Here is a 10,117-nt window from a genome sequence, read left to right as displayed (position 1 = left end):
CCATGGGCCAACCTCACCGGCCCCGTGCCCGCCGCCCTGCGCGACCAGCTCACCCGGGACCGCGACCAGGACAGGTTCCCCGTCCCCCATGACCCTCAGGCGCTGTTCGCCATAGGGGTGACCGACAACGGCAACCACCTGTTCTGGGTCGCCACACCACGCACCGCCCCCGATGCCTGGCGCATCACCGTCAACGAGGCCCGCGGCCGCACCTGGCACACCTTCGACGGCACTCTCACCGGCTTCCTCACAGCCGTCCTCGGCGGACAGGCCCAGGTCCCCGTCTTTCCCCGAGACCTCCTCGATGGGGGAGCCTCCTTCACTCCGTCACCCGCCCGCACCGCCTCCGCACCGGCGCCGTGGCCCGGCCGCGGGCGGCGCATCGACTCCCAGGCCGTACGCGCATGGGCCCGCGCCAACGGCTACGACATCCCCGAGCGCGGACGCATCCCCGCCACCATTCTCCAGACGTGGGAAGAAGCCCACCCCGGGTGAACCACGGCGCGATCCGGCCGCCGGCCGCGCCCGGGTATCCGGCAGGAGCCGGCGGGTAGCCGAGCACCGGCGCCGTCGCTCTCCCGGTCCGTGCGCGCCGGTGCCGGTCGGTGCCCAGGATCCCGGACCCGACAGGGCCGACCGGCCCCCCGGGGAGCCTTCCGGCCCTGGCCGAAGCGAGCGGTGTCGCCGAGGCTGGAAGACGGAAGGCCGCTTGCCGGCGGCCTTTGGGGACAGTGGAGTGAGGGAGTGAAAGGAGTGCCCCGATGGTCGCCGAAGGGGAAGGCCTCGCTGCCCGCCCCCGGAACGTCCGCCACCTGGCGCGGCGCCGCCACCCGGTCGGCCGGGTTCTGCCGTGCCACGTCCCCGCCCCGTCGGCCGCCCCGCGCGTAAAGGAGTAACCGTCCATGGCCCAGCAGCCGCCCGGCGCGGCACCGCCGCACGCCCTTGAACCGGTGGCCGACGCCCATCTGCGCGACGCGGCGCAGGTGGGCGGGATCCTCGGTGTGGACCCGTCCGCGGGTCTGTCCGCGCGGGAGGCACAGCGGCGGGCCACCGACTGGGGCGCCAACTCGCTGGCCGAACCCGCTCGCCGGTCGCAGTTGCTGCGCCTGCTGGACCAGTTCCGCAGTTGGCTGATCGGCATCCTGCTCGCCGCCGCGGTCGTCGCCGGCGTCATCGGCGACATCAAGGACGCCGTCGTCATCACCGCCGTCCTCGTCATCAACGCCGTCATCGGCTACCTGCAGGAACGCCGTGCCGAGCGCAGCCTGGAGGCGTTGCGGCAGATGCTGGTGCCCACCGCCCGGGTGCGCCGTGACGGACGGGTGCAGACGGTCCAGGCCCGCACCCTGGTGCCCGGCGACGTGGTCCTGCTCGAAGCCGGCGACCGCGTCCCGGCCGACGGCCGCCTGGTGGTCGCGGAGTCCGTCGAGGCCGCCGAGGCCACACTGACCGGTGAGTCCCACCCCGTCGCCAAGTCGACCGCCCCCGTCCCCGCCGGCGGCGAGGACCCGGTGCCCGTCGCCGAGCGCACCGGCATGCTGTTCATGAACACCGCCGTGACCCGCGGACGCGCCGAGATGATCGTGACCGCCACCGGCATGCGCACCGAGGTCGGCCGGATCGCCGCGGCCCTGCGAACCGGCACCGAACCGCCCAGCCCGCTGCAGGTGCAGATGGACAGCCTGGGCCGGCGCCTGGCCCTGATCAGCGGCATCGCGGTGGCCGCCTACGCGATCGCGTCCCTGGTACGCGGAGAGGACCTGGCCGATCTCGCTCTGCGTGCCGTGGCACTGGCGGTCGCCGCGATCCCCGAAGGCCTGCCGGCCGTCCTCGCGCTCACCCTGGCCCTGGGCGTGCACCGGATGGCCCGCCGGGGCGCCATCGTCAAGCGCCTGGCCTCCGTGGAGGCCCTCGGCTCCGCGACCGTGGTGTGCAGTGACAAGACCGGCACCCTGACTCTGAACGAGATGACCGCCCGGTCCCTGTGGTCGGCCGGACGCTTCTACGAGGTGACAGGCGACGGCTACGGCACCGCCGGCAGCGTGCGCCCGGCCGGCACCGGGCCGGCGGCCGCGGACCCGCGGGACGCGGCCTTGCCGTTCGCGCTGTGCAACGACGCCCGCCTCACCGGCGACGGCATCATCGGGGATCCCACCGAAGCCGCCGTGCTCGTGCTCGCCGCCAAGACCGGCCTCGACCCCGAGACGCTGCGCACCCGCACACCGCGCACCGGCGAGGTGCCCTTCGACCCGGCCGCCAAGTACATGGCCACCTTCCACGCCGAGGCCGACGGGTCCACCCGCATTCACGCCAAGGGCGCCGTCGACGTACTGCTGGACCGCTGCACCCACCTCCTGACCGAACAGGGTCCTGTCCCCATGGACGACGAGCGGCGCCGGGAGGTCATGGCCGCCGCCACCCGGCTGGGCGGTCAGGGCCTGCGCGTCCTGGGCGCGGCCACCGCCACCACCGGCCGGCCACAGCGGCAACACGTGGCGGGGCTGACCCTGACGGCGGTCGCCGGGATCGCCGACCCGCCCCGCGCCCAGGCGCGCGACGCCGTCGCCCTGGCCCAGGACGCCGGTGTCACCGTCAAAATGATCACGGGGGACCATGCCGACACCGCCGCCGCCATCGCCCGCGAACTCGGTATCACCGGCGATGTCGTCACCGGCGCCGAACTGACCCGGATGAGCGGCGAGGAAGTCGCCTCGCGCATCGACGGGATCGGGATCTTCGCCCGTGTCGCCCCCGAGCACAAGGTCACCATCGTCCGTGCCCTCGCCCAGCGCGGCCACATCGTGGCCATGACCGGTGACGGGGTCAACGACGCCGCCGCCTTGCGCGCCGCGCACATCGGTGTCGCCATGGGCGTCACCGGCACCGATGTCGCCAAGGAAGCCGCCGACATGGTGCTGACCGACGACGACTTCTCCACCATCGTCCGGGCGGTGCGCGAGGGCCGTTCCATCTACGACAACATCACCACCTTCGTCCGCTTCCAGCTGTCCACCAACGTCGGCGCCATCCTCACCCTGCTCGCCACCGTGCTGGCCGGACTGCCCGCCCCCATGACCGCGATCCAGCTGTTGTGGGTCAACATCATCATGGACGGGCCGCCGGCCATGGCCCTGGGCATCGACCCACCGCGGGACGGCATCATGCACCGCCCGCCCCGGTCGCCCGGCGAGCGCATCCTGGGCACCCGCCGACTGGGTGCCATCGCCCGCGCCGGCGCGATCATGGCCGCCGGCACACTGGCAGTCTTCGCGGTGGGCCGGGACCTCACCGACCCCGCGACCGCCGCGACCATGGCCTTCACCACGTTCGTGCTCTTCCAGTTGTTCAACGCGCTGAACGCACGCAGTGAGGACGGCCCCGTCCTCGGCCGCCACCAGCTGCGCAACCGCGTCCTGTGGGCCAGCCTGGCGGCCGTCCTCGTGCTGCAGGTCGTCGCCGTGCAGGTCCCCTTCGCGCACGGTGTCTTCGACACCGTCTCCCTCACGCCCGTGCAGTGGGGCGTGTGCCTGGCCACCGCCTCCACCGTGCTGCTGGCGGAGCACCTCTGGCGCGTCCTGCGGGCGGGACGGGGCCACGCGGACCGAGGGCACACGGCACGGCGCGGCGCGTGAGACCCATGTGCCCGGCCTCCGGGACGATCCGGACTCAGCCGGCCAGCGAGCCGGCGAAGATCTGCCAGGCCAGGAGGGACTTCGCCACAAGACTGAGGACCAGATAGGCCTTCTCGCCGTATGCGTAGTCGGACCACCGGCCGATTCCGCGGTACTGGAGCCACTGGTTGAGACCGAAGCTGAAGAACAGGGCGGCCTGGACGAGGACGATCCCGTATACGAAACCGGGGACGGTCTCGGCCGCGACGATGTTGTACGCGATGGAGATCCACGGCGTCACGCCCACCAGCGTCCCGAACCAGAAGGGAAGCATCGTGGTCGCAGCCCGGCCCGGCGGGTTCATCATCTCCTCGACCCAGCCGAACAGGATCATCCCGATATTGGCCCCGATGACGGCGTTGACGTTGGTGATGCCCGAGTAGAAGCCGATGAGGAGCACCATCAAGGTCGCGCTCAGCGCGTACTCCAGCCACCGGAACCGGTTGATGCCGCGGCTGAGGTCGCGTTCGTAGACGCCGCGGAACACCGTCGCCGTCAGCAGATGGTCCAGCGCCGCCAGGGCGAGGAAGAGAGCGACGGCCCAGCCGATCGGCACATCGAACACCGCTTGGGGAGCGGGCGCGGCCGCCCCCGGCGGTCCCTCGGGGACGGAGGAGGTGACGGTGATCGAGAAGCTCCCTGCCAGGAGCACGACTGCCGCGGCCTGGGCCAGGTGCAGCAGCGTGAGCCCCAGATTCCATGCGCGGAGTCCGGCCAGGCGTTCGGCGGTGACGCCGGTGGCCGGCGTTGTGCCGTTCTGTCTCCTCATGGTGCCTCCCGGGGCCGACGACGCCGCACCTCTGCATGGTCGTACCGGCTCGCTCGGGAGCCACGGCAGTCACGGCACCGCCCCGCCGGAAGTCACCGGAGTGGCTCAGGTGGCCGCCACGGCCAGGCTTCCGCCCCGGTACGGTCCACGTTCCGGCCGATACCGTCACTTCCGTGGCGGTGCTCGGGCCGGCGCGGAGGCGGCGCCGGTCCGAGCACCGTGTGCTCCCGCGCCACGCCCGCGACCGCCGGCTCCGTTGCCGAGGGGGTGCGTCGGGACGGACCGGTGTCCAGGGCGCGACGGGGTTTCCGAAGCGTCAGAGCATGAGCAGCAGCCGCGTGTTCGGTATGAGTTTCCGGTTCACACTGGTGCTCTGCACGAAGATCGTGAAGTCGTCGTTGTGGTCCGGCTTGACGCGCACTTCCACGTCCGGCAGGCCGAGCAGGGCCCGGGCCTCGGGCCCGGTGTAAACCCGGTCCGTCTTCTTCTCCAGCACCGCGATCCGCTTCCGCGCCTGGATCTTCTCCGACTTGCTCAGCTGGTAGAACGCGCCACCGGTGCGGTAGGTGTGCCCGCACTCGACGACCCAGTCCCGGATCGCCGCCTCACGGGCCACCGGTATCAGCTGGTACTTCGACGCGTCCACCGGAGTGAGGCCGGCCGCCTCGATGGTGTCCTTGTTGACCGCCTCCGCGCCCGTGGAGAACACCGCCCGCGACCCCCGGATACCCTGGGCGCGGCCCACCATGAAGTTCTCGGTGGCCTGCCGGATGACCTGCCCGGCCTCCTCCAGGCCCTGTGTACTCGTGGCGTCCCAGATGGCGATGTTGTCCTTGGGGAAACCGCACTGCATGGCCTCGCGCCTGCCCATCTGGTCCGGTACGAGGACGGCCAGTGTCCAGTTGTCCTCCTGCGTCCTGATCATCTCGGCCACGGCCCGGACCAGCTCGCGCGGATTCCTGTCCGGGGCGTCCGGGCAGCGGTGGCTCGCGTTCTCCTGCCCGTCGGTGAGCACGAACGTCAGGAAGCTGTGGTCTCCGTACAGTTGGGCCGTCTGCGCCAGCTCCCGCTGCGACTTCAGCGCGGCCGCCAGCAGGGCCGTCATTCCCCCCACCCGGTACAGCTGCTTCAGCGAGGGCATCCGCAGCACGTCCTTGTCGTAGATGACGCACTCCACCTTGTCCGCGAAGACGTACACCGTGACGCGGGTCTCCTGGTCCAGTTCCCGCGACCGGCGGGCGAGATACGCGATCTGCTGGTCGGCGACTTCGACGACCTTGCTGCTCAGGTGCGACATGGACGAACTGGCGTCCAGCACGAGAGCGACGTGGTTGATGTAGTTCTGGCTTCCGGACATGGCAGCCCCCTCTTCCGGCCGACTGGATGCCCTCACCGTCTCACCCGCCACTGACAGTCGATCATGGCTCCCCGGGCGGGCGGAGAGCCCGGCCGGGGCGTGCACGAAACCGTGGTCACCGGTCCGGCGGAACGTCCGCGTGGCGGGGGCCGGGCGGCAACCGGCCGCCGCCCGGCCGAGCCGTTGCCGCCCGGGCGTTCCGGGCCCTGCCGGGGACGGCGTCCACCGCCGTGCTGTCAGACGGAGGTGATCCTCCCGTTCTCGACCCGGAACTCCTCGGCCGGTGAGCATCCGACCGACGGCGTGACCAGCAGGCTGACGGCAACCGGTGCGGGATCCGTGCCGGCGGTGGAGAACTCGCACACCGCGTGGCGGCCGGTCAGGGGGAACCAGAACCAGCCGTCCGCCTCGCCGACCGGAGCACGGTCCGACTCCCTCCACGCGCCGCCCTCGAAGGTGAAGACCCGCAGGCGCACGGACGCCGCGAGGGGATCGGCCTGCGACCTCACAGCGGTGAGTGTGAACTTCAAGTCCCTGCCCAGGACCGATGAGGCGATCTGCCGTTGTTCCACCGTCCGGGCTCCGGTCTGCGGTTCCTCGCCCCGGCCGGCCGCCGGACGGTCCTGCGGGCCGGCCGGCAGCGGGTTCGGCGGGCCACCAGTGGTCGCGCCGATCGTGACGGCGGCGGCCGTGGCGGTCGCCAGGACGACGCCCCAACTCATGCGTGCGCGGAAGTTCCTGGTCACGATGTCTCCCTGTGTGCTGATTGCCCAGGGCACGGATGCGCTTCGCGCTGCCCCCGGCCCCGGGATCCCACGGCCGGTCGGGGGCTGCGCCGGGATCCGCCCGGAACGACGGGCCTCAGCCCGGCACGGTGCCGAGAAGGCCCCGGGCCGATGAACGGGACAAACCCGCGGCAGGGGCTGTCAGGCACGGTGCGTGCGGGGGCCGCTGTCCCGTCCCTGCGCTCCGGACGCCGTCGGTACCGCCGGGCTCGGCTACTTGCCGGCGGAGGGCGGAGGCGTGGACGCCGGCACCTCGGGCAGCCCCCGGCCGTCCTCGGCCCGATGAGGCCGCACGTCAAGGACTTCGAACGTCAGTCGCCAGGTCGCCGGAGTCAGCACCCGCTGTGTCACCTGGCCGCGCGCCCTGCGGAACTCCCCGGTGCCTCCGGTGATCGCGTTGGTGACCGGGCCCGGTGCCGGAATTCCGGCCTGCTCGCCCTGAACGGTGATCTGTCCTTCCGGCAGTACCGCGGTCGACGAGCACTGTCCCGCGTTGCGTTCGAGGTCGGTGATGACGCAGAACCCGCCGAAGCGCCCGACGGGGCGTTCCTCCGGTCCCTCGGCCGGCACCAGACTCCCGCTGAAGACGAACTGGTCGCCGACACCGCGGCCCGGCGTGCCCAGGTCCAGCTCCTCGCCGACCCGCAGCCGGGCCTCCACGCGGATGGTGCGGCTCTTGGCGGGGGAGGCGTCGGCAGGGCGGGGCGCAGCGGTCGCCGTCGTCTTCCGCGGGTCCGCGCCGGCCGGTGCGGGTCCGACGAGAGCGAGCCCGGCAGAGCCGCCGAGAACCGCAGCGGCGAGGAGTACGAAGGGCCTGCCACTGAATTCCATGATCGCCTCCGTTCGGGGGACGCCTGTTCAGCGGCAACGCTAGCGGCGGTGGCCGTGACTCGCTCAGCAGAGGGCCGAGCATGGAGCCGTTGGGGTGCATCTGCCGAGGGCGGAGGACGGCAGGCCGACGGAGCGGGGCCGGGCGGTGGCCGGGCGCTTCCGTCTCCGGCCTGCCCGGGATTCCCGGCGCCGGCTGCCGCTGCGCTGCCGAAGTGCCCGGGCACCACCGGTCTCGCGGCGGGTCCGTGATGAGCGAGACTCCACCGCTCGTAGCGTCGGCGTTGCGAGCTGGGCGGTGATGCCGACGGTGGTTTCGAGGGCGGTCCGGACGGAGTGGCCCGTGCCCCGCGTCTTGTGGAGCTCCGTCTCCCTCCCGGGTGGGCCCGCCCCTGCGGGAGGAGCGAGCCCCTTTCACCCGGCTCCGGTGGTCAGGCCGTCAGGAGGCGCACCGGATCGACACCGGCTGTGGTGTGCCGCTCGGCCCAGTTCTCCAGTGCCGAGCGGCAGGCATGGTCCAGATGGTGCAGTCCGGACAGGTCCAGCTCGATCGGACGGTCCTGGGGAAGGGCCTCCAGAGTGTCGAGGATCTTCGGCAGCCGCAGGAAGGTCGCGTTGCCCGACAGGTGCGCCTGGATGGGACCGGCGCCCTTGTCGACGACCTCCAGCCTGACGTGCGAAGCGTCCCAGGCGGTCTTGACGATCGACAGCACCAGACCGATCAGCACGCCCTCGAACATGTTCACGGTGACGATCGAGACGGCCGTGACCATGAGGATCAGAGCCTCGCCCCGGTTCCCCCGCCACAGGGCGGCGACCCCGCGGAACGGGATCAGCTTCCAGCCCGCGTGCACCAGGATGCCGGCGAGGGCGGGGATCGGGATCAGCGACAGGGTCGAGGGCAGCAGCGCCGCGAACACCAGCAGCCATACGCCGTGCAGCACTCGTGACGCCTTGGTCCTCGCGCCTGCCCGGACGTTGGCCGAGCTGCGTACGATCACCGCGGTCATCGGCAGCGCGCCGAGCACACCGCACACGGTGTTGCCCGCACCCTGGGCGATCAGTTCCTTGTCGTACCGGGTCCGCGGGCCGTCGTGCAGCCGGTCCACGGCCGCCGCGCTGAACAGGCTCTCCGCCGAGGCGATCAGGACGAAGGCGAGGACGGTGCCGATGAACGCCGGGTCGGCCAGCTCGGCGAAGGCGTCCGCCCCGGGCGGCTGGATCACGCCGAGCAGGCCCTGGACCTCCACCGTGGCGACCGGCAGGGAGAAGACCGCCGACGCGGCGGTGGCCAGCAGTACCGCCGCGAGCGCGCCGGGCACGGCCCGCACCTTCCCGGGCATCCGCTGCCACAGCACGACGACGGCTACGGTGCCCGCGCCCACCGCGAGTGAGGTGAGTGTCGCGGGGGCGCCGAGGGCATCCACCGCAGCCCTGGGCATGCCCAGGATCTTGCCGATGCCGCTCTCCGGGGCGGTGGTGCCCGCGGCCGCGTACAACTGGCCGGCGATGATGACCAGGCCGATGCCAGCGAGCATGCCCTCGACCACGGACAAGGAGATCGCCCGGAACCAGCGGCCGAGGTTGAGTGCGCCCATACCCAGTTGGAACAGCCCGGTCGCCAGCACGATCACGCCGAGCGCGGGCAGCCCGAACTGGCCGACGGCTCCGAGGACCAGCACGGTCAGGCCCGCGGCGGGGCCGGACACCTGAAGGCTGCTGCCCGGCATGACGCCGGTGACGATGCCGCCGACGATCCCGGTCACCAGGCCGAGTTCGGCCGGGACGCCCGATGCGACCGCCACGCCGACGCACAGCGGGAGCGCCACGAGGAAGACCACCAGCGAGGCGGCGAAGTCCTGCTTCAGGTGGGGGAACCGGGTTGTGGCGCGCGTTCCGTCCGCCGCGCCCGTGCCCGTCCTCACAGCGCCTCGAAGGTGTCGGTCTGAGGGCGGTGCGCCAGGACCGTGCCGGTGTGCACCTCGTAGTACCAGGCGTGCAGGCTCAGCTCGCCGCTGCCGAGCCTCGAGGCCACGCACGGATAGGACCGCAGGCGCAGTACCTGGGTCAGGACGTGGTTCTGCACCCCTTCGGAGACGGCCGGGTCCTCAGGGTCCCCCTTGGGACGGGGAGTGGCGTGGTGGAGCCAGTCGCGCACGGCCGACACGGTGTCCAGGTCGTCGCCGCGGACCAGAGCGCCCACCGCGCCGCAGTGCGAGTGACCGTAGACGACGACGTCCTTCACGCCGAGCACTTCGACGGCGTACTCGATGGTCGCCGCCTCGCTGGTGGGACGCTCGAACGCGTGAGGCGGCACGATGTTGCCCGCGGTGCGCAGCTCGAAGAGCTCGCCGGGGTGGGCGCCCGTGATCAGGGCCGGTACGACCCGGGAGTCGGCGCAGGTGATGAAGAGTACCTGCGGGGTCTGGCCTTCGGCGTGTGCGGCGAATTCCTTCGGACGCTGCCCGAACGTGCGGGCGTGGTCGATGAAGGGTTGCATGTGGTGGATCCTCCTGGCGCGTCGTGGGGGCGCGTCGGGCACGCACGGTAGGGGCGGGGTGTTTTCTGCCTGTGGCGGAGGCGGAGGGCCTGAAGAACCGTCGGCGGTGTGGAGAGGCGGGAGCGCGAGGCGTCAGGGACGGCCGGCTCGTGGCCGGCCACCGGGCTCCGGGCGGGGTGTGTGTCCGAGTGCCGGGGGCACCGGGGC

General features: G+C 72.2%; 8 protein-coding genes. 2 read left to right on the top strand and 6 right to left on the bottom strand.

Annotation, left to right across the window (positions count from 1 at the left end; all coding sequences use genetic code 11):
* Positions 1-495 (top strand): histone-like nucleoid-structuring protein Lsr2 (locus tag L7D48_RS20155; RefSeq protein ID WP_237881038.1); only part of this gene is annotated, 495 nt, incomplete at its 5' end.
* A gap of 407 nt (positions 496-902) precedes the next feature.
* A complete protein-coding gene (locus L7D48_RS20150; RefSeq protein ID WP_237881035.1) occupies positions 903-3,632 on the top strand; it encodes a cation-translocating P-type ATPase in 2,730 nt (909 codons plus the stop codon).
* A 34-nt stretch (positions 3,633-3,666) separates the two neighbouring features.
* Here L7D48_RS20150 and heR read toward each other — a convergent pair whose 3' ends face one another.
* The 6 genes from heR to L7D48_RS20120 form a co-directional block, all read right to left on the bottom strand.
* On the bottom strand, positions 3,667-4,440 hold the full coding sequence (gene heR / locus L7D48_RS20145; protein ID WP_237881033.1) for a heliorhodopsin HeR: 774 nt from the start codon (positions 4,438-4,440) through the stop codon (positions 3,667-3,669).
* Positions 4,441-4,756: 316 nt separating this feature from the next.
* On the bottom strand, positions 4,757-5,797 hold the full coding sequence (locus L7D48_RS20140) for a VWA domain-containing protein (RefSeq protein ID WP_237881031.1): 1,041 nt from the start codon (positions 5,795-5,797) through the stop codon (positions 4,757-4,759).
* Between the two features lie 236 nt (positions 5,798-6,033).
* The gene (locus L7D48_RS20135; RefSeq protein WP_237881029.1) at positions 6,034-6,543 is read right to left on the bottom strand and encodes a hypothetical protein; all 510 of its coding nucleotides are present in this window, start codon (positions 6,541-6,543) and stop codon (positions 6,034-6,036) included.
* Positions 6,544-6,795: 252 nt separating this feature from the next.
* Complete coding sequence (locus L7D48_RS20130) at positions 6,796-7,413, bottom strand: dirigent protein (RefSeq protein ID WP_237881027.1); 618 nt, start codon at positions 7,411-7,413, stop codon at positions 6,796-6,798.
* Between the two features lie 428 nt (positions 7,414-7,841).
* Positions 7,842-9,335, bottom strand: a complete 1,494-nt coding sequence (locus L7D48_RS20125) for a SulP family inorganic anion transporter (protein ID WP_237881025.1) — start codon at positions 9,333-9,335, stop codon at positions 7,842-7,844.
* Complete coding sequence (locus tag L7D48_RS20120; RefSeq protein WP_237881023.1) at positions 9,332-9,910, bottom strand: carbonic anhydrase; 579 nt, start codon at positions 9,908-9,910, stop codon at positions 9,332-9,334. The genes L7D48_RS20125 and L7D48_RS20120 overlap by 4 nt, the downstream gene beginning before the upstream one ends.
* Positions 9,911-10,117: the final 207 nt, after the last annotated feature.

This window comes from Streptomyces sp. ICN903 (genome assembly GCF_022015835.1).
Taxonomy (GTDB): domain Bacteria; phylum Actinomycetota; class Actinomycetes; order Streptomycetales; family Streptomycetaceae; genus Streptomyces; species Streptomyces fenghuangensis.
The sequence above is the reverse complement of the archived record's forward strand: the minus strand, read 5'-3'. Positions and strand labels throughout refer to the sequence as shown.

What these genes read in the sequence shown, in the direction of transcription:
- L7D48_RS20140 (WP_237881031.1), bottom strand. Translation starts at nt 5,797, where the DNA reads ATGTCCGGAAGCCAGAACTACATCAACCACGTCGCTCTCGTGCTGGAC.
- L7D48_RS20120 (WP_237881023.1), bottom strand. Translation starts at nt 9,910, where the DNA reads ATGCAACCCTTCATCGACCACGCCCGCACGTTCGGGCAGCGTCCGAAG.
- L7D48_RS20150 (WP_237881035.1), top strand. Translation starts at nt 903, where the DNA reads ATGGCCCAGCAGCCGCCCGGCGCGGCACCGCCGCACGCCCTTGAACCG.
- L7D48_RS20130 (WP_237881027.1), bottom strand. Translation starts at nt 7,413, where the DNA reads ATGGAATTCAGTGGCAGGCCCTTCGTACTCCTCGCCGCTGCGGTTCTC.
- heR (WP_237881033.1), bottom strand. Translation starts at nt 4,440, where the DNA reads ATGAGGAGACAGAACGGCACAACGCCGGCCACCGGCGTCACCGCCGAA.